The organism is Brevibacillus jepli (assembly GCF_047229145.1).
GTDB lineage: Bacteria > Bacillota > Bacilli > Brevibacillales > Brevibacillaceae > Brevibacillus.
In genome coordinates this window covers 1-18,018 of record NZ_JBFEFW010000007.1, presented here as the reverse complement: position 1 = coordinate 18,018, position 18,018 = coordinate 1, and the positions used below count along the sequence as shown (strand labels likewise).

Here is an 18,018-nt window from a genome sequence, read left to right as displayed (position 1 = left end):
ATGAAAGAGGTATTGCTGGAAGTCAAAGACTTACGCTTGCAGTTTAAGACGGACAAGGGAGAGCTGCCCGCGCTGCAAGGCATTTCTTTTCAGATGAAAAAAGGTGAAACCGTGGCGCTAGTAGGGGAGTCTGGCTGTGGGAAAAGCGTAACGTCCTTGGCCATCATGGGGCTTTTATCCCGCTCACATGCACAGATGGAGGGGAGTATACGGTTTCGTGAAACAGTATTGAATCAATTAAGTACAAAAGAACTGCGCAAAATTCGCGGCAAGGAAATTGCGATGATTTTTCAGGAACCGATGACGTCACTGAATCCGGTCCATACGATTGGCAAACAGCTGGAAGAAGTATACCTTTTGCATACCGACTTATCGAAGAAAGCAAGACAGGCAAAAGCCATTGAAATGCTCAAGAAAGTAGGTGTGCCGCGAGCGGAAGACATCTTGCGAGAATACCCTCATCAGCTATCAGGTGGGATGAAGCAGCGCGTCATGATCGCAATGGCGATGGCGTGTAACCCTGACTTGCTAATCGCAGACGAACCGACGACCGCCTTGGACGTGACGATTCAAGCGCAAATCCTGGAGCTGATGAACGAACTGAAGGAAACGGATCATACCTCTCTGCTGCTCATAACGCATGACTTGGGAGTTGTGGCAGAAATGGCTGATCGCGTTCTCGTGATGTACTACGGTGAAATTGTGGAGGAAGCCGACGTTGCGAGCCTGTTTTCGCATCCGAAGCATCCGTACACGGTTGGGCTTTTGCGCTGTATACCCGATTTGGATGAGGAGGAAAAGCTGCGCCTCGATCCGATCGAAGGCAGTGTTCCGCTTTTGGGAGAAGTCACACAAGGATGCGCATTCCGCTTCCGCTGCTCGCATGCGGAGGAGCGATGTCACCAAGAAAAGCCGCCGCTTATGGCAACGGGTACAGGCACACAGGCTGTTCGATGCTGGCTGTATGAGAACAAGGAGATGGCGGTATGAGCGATATTTTGTTATCGGTAAATGATTTGAAGACATATTTTCCTATCAATAAAGGACTGTTTCGCAATAGCGACGAAGTGATCAAGGCTGTAGATGGTGTTTCCTTCCAATTGAAAAAAGGGGAAACGCTTGGACTGGTAGGGGAGAGCGGCTGTGGCAAATCCACAACAGGGCGCAGCATCATGCGACTGATTCAGCCGACAGGAGGAACGATTCATTTTGAGGGACAAAACATTTCTGACATGTCGGCTGCACGTTTTCGCCCACTCCGCAAACGAATGCAGATCGTATTCCAGGACCCGTATGCGTCACTAAATCCCAGGATGACTGTGCAAGGAGCATTGGAGGAAGCGTTAGGTGTCAAAAATCCACAGTTGTCCTCGACAGAAAGGCGCGAGCAAGTGAGGGAACTGCTTCAGCTGGTTGGGCTGAATGCTCAACATGCCAGTCGTTTTCCTCATGAGTTTAGCGGTGGGCAACGCCAGAGAATCGGGATCGCCCGAGCTTTGGCGGTGGAGCCCTCCATGATTGTCGCCGATGAGCCGGTTTCTGCACTCGATGTCTCCATTCAGGCGCAGATCGTGAATCTTTTGCAGGATTTGCAGCATCGGTTGGGGTTGAGCTATCTGTTTATTTCGCATGACCTGGGTGTCGTTCGGCACATCAGTGACCGGATTGCTGTTATGTACCTTGGGCGGATTGTCGAAATCGCGAGCAAAAAAGATTTGTTTACACGCCCGCTGCATCCGTATACACAAGCACTGATGTCAGCTGTCCCCAAAGCCAATCCGTTTCGGAAAAAAGAGCGAATCGTTCTTACCGGGGATGTTCCCTCGCCAGCGAATGTACCTGCCGGATGTGCTTTCCATACCCGGTGCTCTCATGCCACGGAAATATGCAGCACAGTTCGTCCTGTCACTACTCAAGCTTCGCCTCAACATTTTGTCGCTTGTCATTTATATGGAACAGAAGGGATGAAGTACATTGAAAATCGAACGAATTGAATTGCAGCAACTACACATGCCACTTCGTTTCCGTTTTGAAACGAGCTTTGGACATACGACCATCAAGGAGCTCATTCTGGTCAGCGTCTATGGAGAAGGAGAGGTAGGACACGCAGAGAGTGTGGCGATGTCTGAGCCTTATTATAGTGAAGAAACAACCGGGACTGCTTGGCACATGATGGAGCAGTTTATGATTCCGAAGCTGTTTGCGAGTGAGATCGAGACCCCGGAGGATGTGGATCGGCTGTTTGCACCCATCCGTAGAAACAACATGGCGAAATCCGCTTTGGAAGGTGCCATCTGGGATTTGTACAGCAAGCAAAAAGGAATATCTCTCGCCAAGGCATTAGGAGGCGAGAAATCGATCATCGATGTCGGGATCAGTATTGGTATTGAACCGACAGTGGATCAGGTTTTGGCAAAAGTAGAGCGCCATCTGGGTGAGGGCTACACGAAGATCAAAGTGAAAATCAAGCCGGGCTTTGACGTAGACGTTATTAGGGCGATTCGCGAACGCTTTGGTGAGGGCTGCCCGCTGATGGCTGATGCGAATTCCGCTTACACGATGGAGCATTTGGACGTCATGAAGGAGCTGGACCAATATGGGCTCATGATGATCGAGCAACCACTCGCACATGACGACATTATTGACCATGCCAAGCTGCAAAGAGAGCTGTCCACGCCGATTTGTCTCGACGAAAGCATTCACAATGTAGATGATGCCAGAAAAGCGATAGAGCTAGGCAGCTGCGGCATTATTAATATCAAGGTGGGGAGGGTAGGTGGATTAACAGAGTCCAAGCGCATTCACGACTTGTGCCAGGCACACAATATTCCAGTTTGGTGCGGAGGCATGATTGAGTCAGGTGTCGGTCGTGCACACAACATTGCGATTACCTCCTTGCCTAATTTTACGATCCCAGGTGATACGGCAGCATCCAGCCGGTACTGGGAGGAAGACATCGTGGAGAATGGCGTAGAGCTGATCGCTCCTGGTCAACTGGCAGTTCCGAATGATCCGGGCATTGGCTATACCCTAAACAAAAGAGCAATCGGCAACTATGTGATTCGTTCGGCAAACTTTCGTCCTTAACCAAAAGATCAAATGATAAGGGGAGAAGGAGCATGGCGGAATGGGTTCAATCGTTTGAGGAGTACGCGCAAAAGCTGCTTGCAGAGGCAAAAGTAACTGGGACAGCAGTCGGATTGGCAGAGCGAGGAGAGATGAGTTATTTCCATGGCTTTGGCTTGGCTGACAACACAAAGGATGCAAAAGCAATAACCCCTGATACGGTGTTTGGCATTGGTTCTGTTACCAAGTCATTTACATGTGTGGCCATTATGCAGCTTCAGGATGCAGGAAAGCTATCCGTTCATGATCCGGTCATCAAGTATCTCCCAGAGCTGCGCACACCTAATGAAGCTTATACGCACGCGATTACCATCCATCACCTGATGACACATACCGCGGGCTTCCCCCCTTTGGATACATTAGTCGGTGCGATGAAAAAAAGCATTGCAGAGAGCGAAGACGTTAAGTCCTTTAGCTCCGGTCTTGAGCTGGATCTCGAAAAAGCGGAGGAGATCAATACAAAAGAAGAATTCATGGCCTACATCGGCAAGCTGAATTACGAGTTTCTGGGTGCCCCTGGAACGGAGTTTAGCTATTCCAACGACAGCTATGCCATGCTCGGCCTGATTATTGAGAGAGTGAGCGGGATTGCTTACGAGCAGTTTGTGCATGACCATATTTTGGTGCCTGCCGGGATGAAGAACAGTGCTTTTCTCGTTGAAGATTTGCCAGAGGAAGCAGAGGTAGCTACCTTGTTTACCCGAAAAAGCGCAAAGGATGGCGGTGAAGTATACCGTTCACCTTCCTGGTGGGATTCACCATCGATGCGCTCCGCTGGTTTTCTGAAATCGACCATTCACGATCTGTTGCGCTATACGGAAATATTCAGAACGGGTGGATTGGTGGGCGAGAATCGCTTGCTCTCACCGGAGAGCGTGCAGGCTATGACTACGCCTCATTTCCCTATCTCACCGTTTCAGGCATATGGGTACGGATTGTTTGTAGCCAATTGCCACGATGGAACGTTAATTGAGCATGGTGGAGCGATCAAGGGAGTTGCCGCCCAAATCTTTGTTTTCCCCGAGCGTAATCTGACAGGAGCCATTCTCATGAACACAGATGGCGGGCCGATGGCGGATATCATGCATGGGATTTTGAACACGACAAATGGACGCCCTACGGATACAGTGCCGTTCCAATATCCGGATTATGAGCTGGCTCTAGACGCACTCCCTGCATTTACGGGCGAGTACCGCTCTTCCGAAGGGGCGACTGTATCGGTTGAAATCGAAGAAAATGAGCTGGTAGCCAAGTGCGATGGAACGAATTTTCCGCTAAGGTCAGTAGGAGAAGACAGCTTCGTCATGAAACGGGGAGAAACGGATGCTTACATCCGCTTTGTACGAGATGAGGCAGGCGTAGTTACACGGATGGGCTTTGGTGCACGTCAGCTGCTCAAGGTCTTTACCGAAAAAGAACAAACCGTTTAAACAGTAAAACGCGTACCAGCAAGTGCTCATGCTTGCGAGGTGCGCGTTCTGTCTATTTATATATAGAAGAGACTTATGAAGAAAGGGTGGCAGGAAGCTGTTGCTCCTCCAGTACGGGTCTCTTCCAGTTCGGATGCTGCTCCATTTGCCGGAAAACACGGAAAAAGAACAGGCTGAGACTGATACTTGCAAATATGATACCGCCAAAGAGTAATAGAAGCCCCGGTGTTGCGATTTTTTTGGCGAGAAGAAAGGAGCAGAGTGCATAGCTGACTGGCCCAAAGCCGACGGACATCAAGGAAAGCAATGACATGACGCGACCGAGCATGTTGGCAGGGACAATGCTTTGAATATAGGTGATAAACGGAATATTCGTCATACTAAGAGCCATTCCGATGAGAAAATGAGAGACAAGTCCAAAGGAGAGCTCTTTAATGAAATAATACGAGCTTATTCCAACTCCCATACATCCGAGAATTACAGGGAGTAACATAAATTTTCCACGGAATCCCCTAAACAATCCGGTCAAAATCCCGCCGACAATCATGCCTACTCCAAGGGAGGTACTAAGTGAGCTATAAGCACTCCCGTCCCATCCGAGGTCATTTATATGAATGGGAATCATCATGTTAACTGGGCCGGAGAACATCATGTTGGTGAACAGGGATGTTGTTAAAATAATCGCAAGGATCGGGATTGAATACGTAAAACGAATGCCTCCCACGATATCTTTGAAATATGAGTTAGTCTTTGAATCTGTTGAAGACGCTGAAGTCGTGTCTTTGGTGTATGAGTGTGTTCGGAGAGAGAGTACAAAGAGTGTTCCTACGAAGAAGGTGCATGCCAAGATCATAAACATCATCGGATAACTAACGGTTCCAATCAATAAGGCAGTAACTACCGGTCCAGCAACCAAGCTAATTTGATGACATAGTTCCATGAAGCTGTTTGCAGGCGCAAGCTGTTCTCGAGAGACAAGAGAGGGCAGAATCGAACTGCGTGCTGGCCAAAAAAATGCATCGACTGTTCCGAATAAAGCTGCCATGAAGTACAGGCTCACTGGGAACCAGGCGCCATTTCCTTGAAGCATAAGTAAACTGAAGCCGGCCAAAATAATTCCCCTAGCCAAAAGGGAGGAAAACATAATCCATTTTCGATTCAAACGATCGGCAGCCACCCCACCCGCAAGCATAAAGAGCAGACGGGGAATGGACATACAGATCAAAGTTGTGCCGAGGATTGCTCCTGAGCCAATAGCATTCACGATATACCAGTTAAGGAGGATGAAGAAAGCCCCGTCAGCCATTGCCGAAAATAAAGTGCCGCACCATAACCGGACAAACGATCCATTTTTCCAGAGGGAATTATTTGTCGCCAGAGTGCTCATCTCCATTTTCCTCCTTCTTTTTCTTCACCACAAGCTTGCCGGTGAAATGCCTGGATTCAGAGTGCTGGTGTTCATAGTTATCTGGCAAGGACTCATCTTCTGCCACGTAGTAGCGTTCATTCGTCATGAACCCGACCGTGACCATGTAAAAGTTTTCAACCGTATCCTCAGCTTCTCCAGCAGCAATCCTCTCTAAGTAGCGATCTTCCATATCGGCTAGCTCCTCAAGTAAAGCCTGATATTTTTTGAGCCAAGCAAATATTTCTTTCCGAGGTGCTTTCACTTCGGAGTTAACTGCAATTGCTGGCGGTGGGTCCTCTTGATCCGCAAAGAGCAAGAATGACTCCTCTGGCGCGTTATACAGGCGATTGATACTGGATCGCAGGTGATTTAGCATCGATTCCTGCAACAGGATACTGTCTTCGCGCAGGGAGGGCAGCAGATCATCACTTACTTTGAAGTCGTACGCAACAGCCCGATAAAACTTTTGCACGATCCCGTTCTTTTCTTCCGTACGCACGACCTCAACGAAGCCGTGGCTTTCCAGTTCCTTCAGGTGATAGTGGACTTTAGAAGCAGACAAGGAGAGTATAGTCGCGAGCTGCTTGCCTGTGTATGCCTCCTTGACTAGCAGCGTGATGATTTGAAGACGTAAGGAATCGCTGATAGCTTTTAATTGCTCCAGCGTTTCCACAACCACATATCGTTTCAAATGAATCAACCTCGTTTCACTGAACGTGAATGTTTTGTTATTTTTAGACGTTCAGATTTATTTGAACGTATTGTAACAATAAAACAATCAGCTTCGCAAGATCAATTTGCCAATATTTTTTGACAAGTGCTACAATATTGAAAACGGTGAAAGGATGCATTCTTGTGTCGATCTTGCAACATCCCGTCTTTCGCCGTTTGTATACGGCCCACATTGTTCACATCATCGGAAATGAATTTACGTTTATCGCTGTTGTTGGACTTTTGCATGACTTGAGCGGTTCAGGTCTTTCTTTTGCCGCAGGGACTGTCTTTCGAATGCTGCCTTATGTACTGACCAGTTTTTTCTCAGGAACACTTGTGGAAAATTGGGATAAAAGGCGGGTCATGATTGTCGTCAATCTGCTGCGTGGTATTCTTGTCAGTCTGTTTTTCTTCATAACCTCTGCGACCTACTTATGGGTGGCTTTTTTATTATTGATTCTGGTCAATATTTGCAGTGCCTTTTTCCAACCAGCCATGCAGGTTGCGATTGTACAATCCGTGGAGGAGAAGGATCGGCTGGCAGCCAACTCCCTTTTGCAAGGGACCACTTCGTTTCTCATTATCGTTTGTCAGGGCGTCGCAGCTGTTTTGGTTTACTTGTTCTCGTATCGTTATAACTTTTTGCTCGATGCCGCCTGTTATTTGTTGTCGCTATTCATCTTGCTTCCGCTTCCGCATATCGCCAGTTCTACTGTATCGAAAGTGGCTGTCCCCTTTATGGAAAGGCTAAAGGAGGGCTTCCGCTATATCGGTAAGCATCGGGAGATTGGCAGTGTGATCGGTTATCAGATGGCGGAACGGGTATGTGGCGCTTACTACATTATGCTGATGTATTACGTTCTAACAGAGCGGGGAGAAGGCTTGTACGTTTTCGGACTATTGGACATTCCGCTGGGGCTTGGAGGTGTGATAGCTGGGATTGCCGTCAACAAGCTATCTGACCAACTGAGTGATAAGGGAATATGGCGGGTCCAAGGATGGGCACTCGTAGCGATGGGATGCTCGATTATCGCAGTGTTTCATGCGAAACCGATTCTGGGGCTGGCTATCGCGATCTTGTTTGCTTCAACTGCTCAGTTTTGCTCATCGATTTTGTCTGTGACGAAGCTACAACGATTGTCTGATCCAGCTTATCTGGCTCGCGTGTTCTCCATTCGGGAGATGGCGACCATGGGCAGCTTTTCTGTTAGCTGCCTCATTCTCGGATTTAGTGCAGAGCAGGTGGGCAGTGCGGCTGTCTCTGTGTGGCTAGGGGTGTTTGGCGTTGCAGCGGGACTTTTATGGCTTTGGAGCCGTCGCAAGCTTGAACGGATCGCAGACGTATATTGAGATGAAGTGAGGTTTCCCTCTGCTTGTTTTTGAGCAGAGGCTTTTTATGTGCTAAATATTACTTTTTTATTTAATAAATATAATTATTGAAAAAGTATGAATCTGATTATACAATGTATGGAAAAAAGAGAAAAGGAAGATGCAGCATGAGGGAATTATGGCGGCAGCGTTCATTTCGTTGGTATTGGCTGGGGATGTTCTTATCTGGTCTGGGGGATCAGTTTGGCTGGATGGGTTTGACCTGGTTTGTGATGAATAAAACAGGCTCGCCTGCAGCGATGGGTGGGGTTGTTCTTGCCTATATGCTTCCTGCCGTTTTTGCTGGTTTGGTAGCGGGAGTTTTGCTGGATCGGTTTGATCGCCGCAAGCTTATCATGATGGACAATGTGGCGCGAGGACTCATTTTTATCGCGTTGGTCGCATTATTGCAAGTCGATGATGTTCCGCTTTTTGTGATCTACGTGTTGATTGTCATTGCAGGTATCCTGTCTCCGTTGAGTTCGGCCGGGGCGCAGACTTTATTGCCAAGGATCGTTTCTGACAAAAATCACTTGGTTAAAGCGAATGGCGTGATGGAAACGCAATGGCAAATCGTCTACATGTTTGGTCCAGCACTCGCTGGTGTATTAATCGGATTGATCGGTGAAGCATATGTTCTGTTGATCGATGCAGCGAGCTTTTTTATATGTGCGATCTGCTTCTCCCGTTTGCCGCGCGAGCTTACGAAAAGTGCAAATCCAACATCGATTGCAAAAGGGCAAATGGGCGCGTTCTTTCGCTCTCTCTTGAGTGACATGCGCACAGGGTATCGCTACATATTTGGACGCAAACAAATCATCATTCTCGTTTTCTTTACGTTCTTGTTTAACATGTCGTACGGACCGATTGAAATTGCACTTCCGCTGTATGCGAATCAGGATTTGGCAGGAGGGGCTGTTGCATTAGGGATGCTGTGGTCCTCCTTGGCAGTCGGGGCATTGCTCGGTTCACTATTCTTCTCGACGATTACGTGGAAGCTTCCGTTGGGCTCGACACTCGCGGGGATTATCGTGGCGTGGGGATTAACGACCTTACCGATTGCGTTTTTTTCTACATTAGAGATCGCGATGATTTCGATGGCTGTGGCAGGGTTTTGCTTTGCGCCTTATAACATCATGTACAGAAGCTATTTACAAAAACAGGTGCCCGATGCTCTCTTGGGTCGAGTTTTGACCAGTGTTCGCACGATTACGGGGACAGGGATGCCGGCGGGAGCGGCTGTCTCAGGTTTCCTGATTCCCGTCACGGGCGTTCAAGGGCTAATCGGAGCCGGAGCAGCCGTATGTATCGTTTTCGGTATCATTGCGTTCGGGGCATTGAAAAACTTGGAGGACTCCTCATCACTTTCGATTGAGGAGCGGTGAGACGATGCGTTTTAGCCAGTGGGGCAGGAGTAAGTAGATGCGGGAGAGCGCATGCAGACGAAAAGGCATGGCAACCTCTGGGCGTTTGGCCTTTGCAGCTTGATAAATTCGTTTGGCAGTTTGTTCCGGTGTCAACAAATAACGGCTCACTTTGCTGCGATAGGCTCCCGTTTTGTCTGCCTTATCCAAAAAAGGCGTATCGATTGGGCCTGGCATCGCACACGTTACGGCAATCCCACTGTTTTGCAGCTCGTGGCGCAGTCCTTCGCTAAAGCGGATCACGGCAGCTTTGCTGGCAGCATATACGGCAGCTTTGGCTGTTGCGACCTGTCCGGCTAGTGAGGCAACGGTGATAATATGGCCGTGCTGTTGTTGAAGCATCATCGGCAAAAAGGCACGGGTCGTGTAGAGAACTCCGGCTATATTCGTTCGCAGTGTTTCTTCGAGCTCCTCTACACGCATATCGATAAGCGGCTCAAAGACAGCCATCCCCGCATTGTTGTAGAGAAAATCACAACGCTCGAAACGGATGTGCACCCATGCAGCGAATTGACGAACATCTTCATTGCTGCTGACGTCTAACGCATAATGATGGAGGTGATTGGGATAAACTGCTTGTAATGAAACCATTTCATGGCTGATCGCTTTGCGACTGGTGGCAATGACACAGTCTCCTTTTTCCAAATGAAGCCGTGTCAAAGCAAGACCAAGACCGCCTGAAGCCCCAGTGATGACTACAATTCGGGGTGTCGACATACATTCTCTTCCTTTTCTGCGGTATTTGTTTTCCATTGTGAATGGCAAAGTATAAGCCCCTAATTTGTTGTGAAGGCTAGCCCTAGGGGGTGAAAGCACATGCCAGCAGTAAAATGTTCTGTAGCAAACTGTGAGTACTGGGCGCAGGGCAATCTTTGCAGCGCCGATGAGATCATGGTGGAAATTGACGCACACGCTAACGTAAACTTAAAAGAAGAGTTTGCAGGCGAGTACGGTCAAAACACCCAGCACCAGGATCAGGCAAAGAATTCGTCTGAAACCTGTTGTCTGACGTTTAAGCCGAAGAAATCAGAGAAGAAATAACGCTGCTTCGGCGCAAAAAGGACGTATCCCTCTACGGTGATACGTCTTTTTGCTATTCGACCTATACGCTTGTCGCCGAAAAAAGCTCGTTTACTTTTTGGGCAACCTCTTCCCATGAAGTTACTCGATGGACAAGCGGGGGAAGGGAAGCTTGATTATAAGGGGTGTCAAACAAGAAAACGGGAATTTGCAATGCTTCTGATAATTGCAAGGCGTTCTCTAGTCGATCCTCCAAAAAAAGGTCCACGCCCCATTTGCGGGCAGCAGCTAGCTTGTCGTGGCTTCCAATCAAATCCACTTCGTGGTGAGGGATATCATAGCGAGCAAACCATTGCAAGGTCACATCGCGGTGACGATCCTCACGTGCACTTATATATACGAGCTTGTGGGAGGAAGACCAATCCCGCAAAATCTGATCGGCAATTCCGTGAACAGGCGCGCTATCATAAAGACGCTCCCCGTTTTGATCCAGCCATGTATCGAACTCCTCGTCCGTGATTTGATACACATTGGCCAAATTGTACTCCACACAATCTTCATATCGTAAATCTCTTCCAAAGCTCTCATTCATCAACGGGACAATACTGCTTGGTGATGTGACTGTACCGTCAATATCAATGCCAATGGTTAGGATTTTGTCTGGTTTCATTCTCTCGCCTCCCGTTTAAATTGTACAACGTAGGCAGACAATAAGGCTACTTCCTTCACTTAATTAATCCTTTGCCAAAAAAGGGGCTGAGCATGCTATGTTGGATCGACACGAACGTAATGATGCGAAGCGGAAGGAAGATACCGGTTTTTCCGAAACGGTTGATCAGCACGACAGGGAGTTTGCAGCGAATACTTGGACACAGGCCGTCTTTGATGAAGAAGAAGAGCGGTCGAGGCGCAGGATTCACTATGACCCCCACTCCTTGACAGAGCGCTATACGGGTGAGCTGGATGAGGAGCGAAACGACTTTTCGGAGCGTTTGGATGGCGTTGTCCTGACAAAAGAGGATCGTTCACCGGTCGCCAAAGTCAGAGATGACGACATCGAGGCCGCGGCGGAAATCGCCGAGCCCTTTCCGACAAGTCGTGCTGCCAGTGAGATCGACACAGAAGAGGACAGCCGGGAAAATAGGGCCAGCGGTATTGGGATGACTGGCTTGGGCTTATCGATCCTGTCCCTGTTTCTCATGCCGTACCTGGTGGCTCCAATTGGTATGGTGCTTGGCTACTTGGCGTATCGACGCAACTCGAAGACGCTGGGAGCTTGGGCGATGATTGTAGGGGCTATCGCCATTTTGGGCGCATTAGTGATCTACCCGTACTATACGGCTCGCTAAAGCATCAAACCGCAAAACCTCTCCGGTTATGATTAGCCGGAGAGGTTTTTGTTTTGTCCTACTATATTTTGTACAAAGTGGAGACGAATGGGGTAATCGCCGCGATAACAGCGTCACAGAAAACTTCGGAACGACTTACACGATTATCGGTTAACAGGGAATATGCCCCGCCACGATGATTACTGCCGACGGTTTTCCCCCATTCATCAATGATTGTGCTAAGCTCAATTTGTTCCTGCGCAATGCGGTGAACAGCATCATTGGGCATCGGAAAAGCCAAGCCTTTTCCAATAAATAGTTCACGACCATTCCATGCTGCGCAGATGGAGATCAAATACCACTGCTTGGTAAACGTTTCATCGTACATAAGTCCGCCTTCCAAGCCCAAACCGATCTGGGCTTCTGGTGCTTGATCCAACGCAGCTTTTGCCCGATTGATTGCACCTGTAATGGTTTCCTCTTCACTCATTGGTTGAGCGGCTACCCCCGAGGGGACAGATAGGCACAACGGTTCCGTTCCGGTTGCCTTTTGTACAGCCAGGCGTTTTGCCTCATTTTTCGTTCCGAGTGCATAGCGGTAAATATGATAATCCAACGGTTTGTTCCACCTCTTTCCATCATGAATGCTAGTGGTAGTATACCACCTTTTGATTCGTCCCTGACTTTCGACGTTGTGTTAAGATAATGGATAGAGAAAAGTCAGACTAACCATACAAAAGAGAAAGAGGAGTGGGCGATGAAATTTACGAAGCTGCATGGCTTAGGTAATGATTACGTGTACGTCAACTGTTTTGCAGAAGACTTAACGGGTGTAGATTTACCTGAATTGGCGAGAAGGGTGAGCGATCGCAATTTTGGTATTGGGGGCGATGGGCTAATCCTCATCATGCCATCTGAGCGAGCAGACTTTCGCATGCGGGTATTTAACAATGATGGTAGCGAAGCCAAAAACTGCGGAAACGGTCTGCGCTGTGTGAGTAAGTACGTATACGATCACGGTTTGACGAAGCAAACAACGTTTACAGTGGAGACGTTGGGAGGAACCGTCACTCCTGTCGTTTCGCTTGGAGCAGACGGTAAAGTCGAGCAAGTAACGATAGATATGGGAGAGCCTCGTTTTGAGCGGGCGGCGATCCCGATGACAGGCATTCCCGAGGAGCGAGTGAGGGAAGAGGTTATCGAGGTCGATGGAACTGCGTTTACGCTGACCGCTGTTTCCATGGGCAATCCTCATGCCATCCTTTTCGTGGATGAAGTAAAGGAAGAAGATGTCCGTCATTATGGTCCAATGATTGAGTATCATGAGTGGTTTCCAGAGCGAACGAACGTCGAATTTATCCAAATATTGAGTCGAGAGGAGATTCTTTTCCGCGTATGGGAGCGGGGGTCAGGAGTGACGCTTGCCTGTGGGACGGGCGCTTGCGCCGCTGCTGTGGCTGCCACCTTAAGAGGAAAAACCGATAGAAACGTTACGGTCCACCTGGCAGGAGGAGATCTCTTCATTGAATGGAGGGAAGCGGACAACCGAGTCTATATGACGGGTCCAGCTACTGAAGTTTTTTCTGGTGAGTATTTAGGGGAGATTCCATACAAATAGCTGCAATCCAATACCGTTCCGTCGAATGCGACTGGAGCGGTTTTTTTACAAAAAATAGCGTGGTCACGGCGCATCCATCTTACCGTCACCACGCTATCGAATTCGAATGAGTGTCACCCGTTATACACCTCATTTAAGTACGCGACATCCGTGCGATCGTACTGAGGGGTATTTTTGTTCATCTTCGCCAGTTCTGCTTGCAGTCTTTTCAATTCGGCTTCCATCTTCTTGATTTCTTCTTGCATGGCTTGTGCTGTCATGGTGGTTCTCTCCTTGTTGTCGTTTTTTATCTAAATTTATTGACTATTCTAACGAAAGGCCAAAACATTGTAAATAGCCTATATTTGGATGTAAGCGCTTTATCCGTGAATAGTCTGTGAACGGTTGTTCAGATTTGTCTGATTTGGGCTGTTGAGAGCAGTATACTCGGGGAAAAATAAGGTCGAGATGTGCAATACTCTGTATGTTCTTTTCGAAAAGTCATGTTATGATGAAGCGTAGTATTCGGGCATCTTGCCCACAGGAAGGTGTGGACTGGTGATTTACTTGGACAACAGTGCGACTACCCGGCCTCATCCTCAAGTGATTGAAACCGTGAGACGCGCAATGGAAAGTTACTATGGAAACCCGTCTTCTTTGCATCAAAAAGGAGTAGAGGCGGAAAATGTACTGAAGCAGGCGCGAAAGGTTGCTGCACAGTACTTGGGCTGTAAAGAAAGTGAAGTTGTTTTTACTTCGGGTGGTACCGAGAGTAATAATACGGCGATCAAGGGTGTAGCCTTTCAATATCAAAACAGAGGGAAACATATTATTACGACACAGGTGGAGCATCCGGCTGTTTATGATGTATGCAAACAGTTAGAGGCTCTTGGATTTACGGTTACGTATTTACCGGTAGATCGTGACGGTCGCGTTTCCGTAGAGGATGTTCAGAAGGCAATGCGTTCGGATACGATTCTCGTTTCGGTCATGCATGTGAATAACGAACTGGGAACAATTCAGCCGATCGTAGAAATCGGACAATGGCTCAAGCAATTTCCGAAAGTCCTTTTTCATGTCGATGCTGTCCAAGGAATTGGAAAAGTTCCCTTGCGTATCAAGGATTCGGGGATTGATCTGTTGAGCGTCTCTGCCCATAAATTTTATGGCCCTCGTGGTGTAGGCATTTTGTATAAGCGAGAGGGCTTAATCATTCATCCATTGATGATGGGCGGCGGTCAAGAAGGCGGAGTTCGTTCAGGAACAGAAAACCTCCCGGCCATCGCTGGTATGGCGAAAGCAATTCGTATCCTGGAAGAATTGGGTAGCGTCGAGAATATCAGGCTGCAAAATTTGAATCAGCAGCTTCGGGAAGGGATTGCCGCGATTGACGGCTGTATCGTGAATACGCCGGCAACGAATACCGCACCCCATATCATGAACTTGTCTGTACCAGGAGTAAAAGCCGAGGTACTGTTGCATGCTTTGGAGGAAAGAGGCTTTTTGGTATCCACCAAATCAGCGTGCTCATCGAAAGCAAATGAGCCGAGCAGAGTGCTGACTGCGATTGGAATCGAGCGGGATTGTGCGTTATCGTCTTTGCGGGTCAGTTTGGGCAGAGAAAATACAATCGAGGACATTCAGCAGTTTTTGACAGCGTTAGGAGAATGCGTGAGTGTACTTCGTACTTATATGAAACAACAGCCTGCCCCAGCCAATAGAAAATAGTGTGGACAACTAAAGGAGAGTAACATGAACTACGATGTCATTTTAATTCGTTATGGTGAATTAGCGCTAAAAGGGAAAAATCGCGATCAGTTCGAGGAAGCACTAGTAAAAAGTGTGAAAAACGTATTGCGCTCGTTTTTTAAGGTGAAAGTTCGACGTAATTACGGTCGGATGTATGTGGAGCTGCACGGTGAGGACGCTTATGCAGTGATGGAGCGATTGAAGCGCGTCTTTGGTATTTCTTCATTTAGTCCGACGATCCAGGTAGATCCTGATATTGAATCGATCAAGGAAAAAGCGTTGGAGATGGTCCGTCAATTGAATCCACAGCCGCGCACGTTCCGCGTGGTATCTCGTCGTGCAGATAAACGTTATCCGATTCCTTCTATGGAAGTGAATCGAATGGTAGCGACGCACATTTTGCGTGCTCTTCCTGCTATCAGTGTAGACTTGCACGAGCCAGATACCATTGTTAATGTAGAAATTCGCACCGAGGGCACTTACATTAGCTGTGAAACCATCCCGGGACCAGGTGGATTGCCAGTTGGGGTAAGCGGAAAAGTGCTGTTGCTTCTATCTGGTGGTATCGACAGTCCTGTAGCTGGTTGGATGATGCTGAAGCGCGGGGTGACACTTGAAGCTATTCACTTCCACAGCTACCCGTTTACAAGCGAACGCGCTTTGCAAAAAGTGCGTGACTTGGCTCACAAGCTGACCAAATGGGGAGGAACTGTCCGTCTCCACGTTGTACCGTTTACTGAGATTCAGACCGCTATTCGTGAAAAATGCCCCGAAGACTATCTGATCACTATTATGAGACGTTTCATGATGCGCATATCGGAGCGCGTCGCAGAAAATACCAATGCCAAGGCACTCGCAACAGGGGAAAGCCTCGGTCAAGTCGCGTCGCAAACCCTGGAGAGCATGGACACGATCAACAAGGTTATTTCGATTCCGATCCTGCGACCGCTGGTAGCAATGGACAAGGTAGACATTGTGGACATTTCTCGCCAAATCGATACGTACGAGCTGTCCATTTTGCCATATGAAGACTGCTGCACAGTGTTTACTCCGAAAAATCCTGTAACACGTCCAAAGCCTCGCCTCGCTGCAAAATTTGAGGAAGCTCTAGATGTGGAAGCGTTAGTGGAGGATGCTGTCGCGCGAACGGAAATAGAAGAGATTACGACTAAGCCGAAAGAAACGACAACCGACCTATTCTAATGCAATCATAGAGAAAATCGCGATACGGGGGAGAAGGACAATGATAATCCGTTATGAGCGCAATGGTAAGGTGAAGCATGGCTGGATGGTGGAGGAGGATCACAAAGTACGCGTGATCGAAGGGGATATATACAAAATCCATACGGCAAAACCGATCATGACGGGTCTTGAGCTGCCTTTAGATGAGGTCACGTTAAAGGCGCCGAGCGATCCAAGCAAGGTCGTGTGCATCGGTTTGAATTATCGGGACCACGCGGCTGAGATGGGGATTGACTTGCCAAAAGAGCCGTTGATGTTTTTGAAGCCATCGACAACGGTTATCGGTCCTGGTGAGCCGATCGTGTATCCGAAGCTGACGCAGAACCTTCATTATGAAGGGGAACTCGCCGTGGTCATTAAAAAAGAGGCCAAGCAAATCAAGGCTGCGGATGCAGACGATTATATTTTGGGCTTCACCTGCGCGATTGATGTGACGGCTCGCGATTTGCAAATGAGCGATGGGCAATGGACGCGGGCAAAAGGCTTTGATACGTTTTGTCCGCTTGGACCAGCCATTGCAGCAAAACTGGATTATCAGAACTTGCGTATCGTGACACGAGTAAACGGGGAAGTACGTCAGGATGCGCGCACAGACCAATTGATTTTTTCGATTCCGGAGCTGATTGAAGCTGTATCTGCTGTCATGACGCTTCGCCCAGGTGATGTTATTTTAACCGGGACTCCATCTGGTGTAGGCGAGCTTGTGCCAGGTGACGAAATTTCGGTCAGTATTGAAGGGGTCGGAACCTTAACGACTCATGTTGTTGCTGAGGAGTAGTCACGCATTCATAGATAAGATGGACGAAGCCCCCTGCTTGTTTAAGAGGGGGCTTCGTTTTTTATGCTTATTCTTCTTCGTTCGGATCATCGTGAATGGGGTGCGCGGATGGGTCTTGTCTAGGGAGGTCTTGATGCATCTGCCTTGTTTCGTAAGTGAATCGAGTGGTGGTGGAATGCTGTCCGGGTTCCCAGCCTGTTGCTTTCCCTAAGCGAGCTTCGTTGGTTGCAGCTCCAAAAGGCCCCTCCGGAAATTCTTCTTGAAGTATTTCATTGCGCTGTGACTCTACAGTAGATAATTCACTGTAGTGGTCGTTTTCGTATTCTTCATAGGTTGGTTTTGGATCCATAGTAACACCGCCGTTTTTTTATTGGATACTTCACGGGTACGCAGCTAAAATGCCTAGCGTTTATAGTGTGAAATAAAAAGAGAATCACTATTCGTTTTTCCTATTGACTTAGACATTTAATTCATTTATATTTAAATTCTGCTCGAAACAATCAATTCACTTAAATAATCATCAATAAAAAAGTGAAAGAAACACTTGACTTACATCTGGTGATTTTGTTATATTAGATCTTGTCGCTGCTGAACGAAGCGAAATGGTTAAAAAAACATCTTGCGAAAGTGGTTGCGATGTGATAAGATCGAGAAGTCGCCTTCGGGCGAATAACTCAAAATGCTCTTTGAAAACTGAACAGCGAAAGCGTTAATGAGTCTATCATTAAATGATTTGCCAGCTTTGAACCAGTAACAAACTTTATTGGAGAGTTTGATCCTGGCTCAGGACGAACGCTGGCGGCGTGCCTAATACATGCAAGTCGAGCGAGTCTC

At 48.0% G+C, this 18,018-nt stretch carries 19 protein-coding genes and 1 rRNA gene; 13 read left to right on the top strand and 7 right to left on the bottom strand.

Translation table 11 applies throughout. The annotated features are described in order from the left end of the window. The 4 genes from AB1L17_RS09360 to AB1L17_RS09345 are packed head-to-tail and all read left to right on the top strand — an operon-like array spanning window position 1 to window position 4,556. Window positions 1-990 carry an ABC transporter ATP-binding protein gene (locus AB1L17_RS09360; protein ID WP_412844722.1) on the top strand — a complete coding sequence of 330 codons (990 nt, stop codon included), beginning with the start codon at window positions 1-3 and terminating at the stop codon, window positions 988-990. Beyond that, window positions 987-1,994 (top strand): ABC transporter ATP-binding protein, encoded by a 1,008-nt coding sequence (locus tag AB1L17_RS09355; protein WP_412844723.1) that lies wholly within the window; start codon window positions 987-989, stop codon window positions 1,992-1,994. The genes AB1L17_RS09360 and AB1L17_RS09355 overlap by 4 nt, the downstream gene beginning before the upstream one ends. Continuing rightward, window positions 1,975-3,087 carry an o-succinylbenzoate synthase gene (menC, locus tag AB1L17_RS09350; RefSeq protein ID WP_412844724.1) on the top strand — a complete coding sequence of 371 codons (1,113 nt, stop codon included), beginning with the start codon at window positions 1,975-1,977 and terminating at the stop codon, window positions 3,085-3,087. The genes AB1L17_RS09355 and menC overlap by 20 nt, the downstream gene beginning before the upstream one ends. 32 nt (window positions 3,088-3,119) lie before the next feature. Then, window positions 3,120-4,556, top strand: a complete 1,437-nt coding sequence (locus AB1L17_RS09345; protein ID WP_412844725.1) for a serine hydrolase domain-containing protein — start codon at window positions 3,120-3,122, stop codon at window positions 4,554-4,556. 73 nt (window positions 4,557-4,629) lie between these two features. On the opposite strand, the gene AB1L17_RS09340 is transcribed toward AB1L17_RS09345, so the two are convergent. Both AB1L17_RS09340 and AB1L17_RS09335 read right to left on the bottom strand, forming a co-directional pair. Then, complete coding sequence (locus AB1L17_RS09340; protein ID WP_412844726.1) at window positions 4,630-5,949, bottom strand: MFS transporter; 1,320 nt, start codon at window positions 5,947-5,949, stop codon at window positions 4,630-4,632. Beyond that, a complete protein-coding gene (locus tag AB1L17_RS09335; protein ID WP_412844727.1) occupies window positions 5,921-6,655 on the bottom strand; it encodes a helix-turn-helix domain-containing protein in 735 nt (244 codons plus the stop codon). Before AB1L17_RS09335 ends, AB1L17_RS09340 begins: the two co-directional genes overlap by 29 nt. A 164-nt stretch (window positions 6,656-6,819) precedes the next feature. Here AB1L17_RS09335 and AB1L17_RS09330 point away from each other — a divergent pair, with 164 nt between their 5' ends. Beyond that, window positions 6,820-8,028 (top strand): MFS transporter, encoded by a 1,209-nt coding sequence (locus AB1L17_RS09330; protein WP_412844728.1) that lies wholly within the window; start codon window positions 6,820-6,822, stop codon window positions 8,026-8,028. 146 nt (window positions 8,029-8,174) lie between these two features. After that, window positions 8,175-9,431 (top strand): MFS transporter, encoded by a 1,257-nt coding sequence (locus AB1L17_RS09325; protein WP_412844729.1) that lies wholly within the window; start codon window positions 8,175-8,177, stop codon window positions 9,429-9,431. Here AB1L17_RS09325 and AB1L17_RS09320 read toward each other — a convergent pair. Beyond that, complete coding sequence (locus AB1L17_RS09320; RefSeq protein ID WP_412844730.1) at window positions 9,408-10,187, bottom strand: SDR family NAD(P)-dependent oxidoreductase; 780 nt, start codon at window positions 10,185-10,187, stop codon at window positions 9,408-9,410. The genes AB1L17_RS09325 and AB1L17_RS09320 overlap by 24 nt on opposite strands. Before the next feature lie 99 nt (window positions 10,188-10,286). On the opposite strand from AB1L17_RS09320, the gene AB1L17_RS09315 reads away from it, so the two are divergent. Further along, the gene (locus AB1L17_RS09315) at window positions 10,287-10,511 is read left to right on the top strand and encodes a DUF1540 domain-containing protein (RefSeq protein ID WP_412844731.1); all 225 of its coding nucleotides are present in this window, start codon (window positions 10,287-10,289) and stop codon (window positions 10,509-10,511) included. A 61-nt stretch (window positions 10,512-10,572) separates the two neighbouring features. Here the strand turns inward: AB1L17_RS09315 and AB1L17_RS09310 are convergent, their stop codons facing one another. Next, a complete protein-coding gene (locus AB1L17_RS09310) occupies window positions 10,573-11,160 on the bottom strand; it encodes a 5' nucleotidase, NT5C type (RefSeq protein ID WP_412844732.1) in 588 nt (195 codons plus the stop codon). A 97-nt stretch (window positions 11,161-11,257) separates the two neighbouring features. Here AB1L17_RS09310 and AB1L17_RS09305 point away from each other — a divergent pair, with 97 nt between their 5' ends. Continuing rightward, complete coding sequence (locus tag AB1L17_RS09305; RefSeq protein WP_412844733.1) at window positions 11,258-11,839, top strand: YnaG family membrane protein; 582 nt, start codon at window positions 11,258-11,260, stop codon at window positions 11,837-11,839. 61 nt (window positions 11,840-11,900) lie between these two features. On the opposite strand, the gene AB1L17_RS09300 is transcribed toward AB1L17_RS09305, so the two are convergent. After that, the gene (locus tag AB1L17_RS09300; protein WP_412844734.1) at window positions 11,901-12,434 is read right to left on the bottom strand and encodes a DUF84 family protein; all 534 of its coding nucleotides are present in this window, start codon (window positions 12,432-12,434) and stop codon (window positions 11,901-11,903) included. Between the two features lie 141 nt (window positions 12,435-12,575). On the opposite strand from AB1L17_RS09300, the gene dapF reads away from it, so the two are divergent. Continuing rightward, a complete protein-coding gene (gene dapF, locus AB1L17_RS09295) occupies window positions 12,576-13,436 on the top strand; it encodes a diaminopimelate epimerase (RefSeq protein WP_412844735.1) in 861 nt (286 codons plus the stop codon). A 113-nt stretch (window positions 13,437-13,549) separates the two neighbouring features. On the opposite strand, the gene AB1L17_RS09290 is transcribed toward dapF, so the two are convergent. Continuing rightward, window positions 13,550-13,696, bottom strand: coding sequence for a hypothetical protein (locus AB1L17_RS09290; RefSeq protein WP_412844736.1), 147 nt, complete (start codon window positions 13,694-13,696; stop codon window positions 13,550-13,552). A 277-nt stretch (window positions 13,697-13,973) separates the two neighbouring features. Here AB1L17_RS09290 and AB1L17_RS09285 point away from each other — a divergent pair, with 277 nt between their 5' ends. From AB1L17_RS09285 to AB1L17_RS09275, 3 genes are read left to right on the top strand one after another with little or no spacing between them, the layout of a single operon-like run. After that, on the top strand, window positions 13,974-15,143 hold the full coding sequence (locus AB1L17_RS09285) for a cysteine desulfurase family protein (RefSeq protein ID WP_412844737.1): 1,170 nt from the start codon (window positions 13,974-13,976) through the stop codon (window positions 15,141-15,143). Window positions 15,144-15,167: 24 nt separating this feature from the next. Further along, entirely contained in the window at window positions 15,168-16,367 is a 1,200-nt protein-coding gene (gene thiI / locus AB1L17_RS09280; RefSeq protein WP_412844738.1) for a tRNA uracil 4-sulfurtransferase ThiI, read from the top strand. A 40-nt stretch (window positions 16,368-16,407) separates the two neighbouring features. Continuing rightward, window positions 16,408-17,184, top strand: coding sequence for a fumarylacetoacetate hydrolase family protein (locus tag AB1L17_RS09275; RefSeq protein WP_412844739.1), 777 nt, complete (start codon window positions 16,408-16,410; stop codon window positions 17,182-17,184). Window positions 17,185-17,251: 67 nt separating this feature from the next. Here AB1L17_RS09275 and AB1L17_RS09270 read toward each other — a convergent pair whose 3' ends face one another. After that, window positions 17,252-17,533 carry a hypothetical protein gene (locus AB1L17_RS09270; RefSeq protein WP_412844740.1) on the bottom strand — a complete coding sequence of 94 codons (282 nt, stop codon included), beginning with the start codon at window positions 17,531-17,533 and terminating at the stop codon, window positions 17,252-17,254. 411 nt (window positions 17,534-17,944) lie between these two features. On the opposite strand from AB1L17_RS09270, the gene AB1L17_RS09265 reads away from it, so the two are divergent. Beyond that, window positions 17,945-18,018 (top strand): 16S ribosomal RNA (locus AB1L17_RS09265); the annotation flags it as partial.

Coding starts and splice junctions, on each gene's coding strand:
- AB1L17_RS09360 (WP_412844722.1), top strand. CDS start 1: ATGAAAGAGGTATTGCTGGAAGTCAAAGACTTACGCTTGCAGTTTAAG.
- AB1L17_RS09355 (WP_412844723.1), top strand. CDS start 987: ATGAGCGATATTTTGTTATCGGTAAATGATTTGAAGACATATTTTCCT.
- AB1L17_RS09345 (WP_412844725.1), top strand. CDS start 3,120: ATGGCGGAATGGGTTCAATCGTTTGAGGAGTACGCGCAAAAGCTGCTT.
- AB1L17_RS09340 (WP_412844726.1), bottom strand. CDS start 5,949: ATGGAGATGAGCACTCTGGCGACAAATAATTCCCTCTGGAAAAATGGA.
- AB1L17_RS09325 (WP_412844729.1), top strand. CDS start 8,175: ATGAGGGAATTATGGCGGCAGCGTTCATTTCGTTGGTATTGGCTGGGG.
- AB1L17_RS09320 (WP_412844730.1), bottom strand. CDS start 10,187: ATGTCGACACCCCGAATTGTAGTCATCACTGGGGCTTCAGGCGGTCTT.
- AB1L17_RS09315 (WP_412844731.1), top strand. CDS start 10,287: ATGCCAGCAGTAAAATGTTCTGTAGCAAACTGTGAGTACTGGGCGCAG.
- AB1L17_RS09310 (WP_412844732.1), bottom strand. CDS start 11,160: ATGAAACCAGACAAAATCCTAACCATTGGCATTGATATTGACGGTACA.
- AB1L17_RS09305 (WP_412844733.1), top strand. CDS start 11,258: ATGTTGGATCGACACGAACGTAATGATGCGAAGCGGAAGGAAGATACC.
- dapF (WP_412844735.1), top strand. CDS start 12,576: ATGAAATTTACGAAGCTGCATGGCTTAGGTAATGATTACGTGTACGTC.
- AB1L17_RS09290 (WP_412844736.1), bottom strand. CDS start 13,696: ATGACAGCACAAGCCATGCAAGAAGAAATCAAGAAGATGGAAGCCGAA.
- thiI (WP_412844738.1), top strand. CDS start 15,168: ATGAACTACGATGTCATTTTAATTCGTTATGGTGAATTAGCGCTAAAA.
- AB1L17_RS09275 (WP_412844739.1), top strand. CDS start 16,408: ATGATAATCCGTTATGAGCGCAATGGTAAGGTGAAGCATGGCTGGATG.
- AB1L17_RS09270 (WP_412844740.1), bottom strand. CDS start 17,533: ATGGATCCAAAACCAACCTATGAAGAATACGAAAACGACCACTACAGT.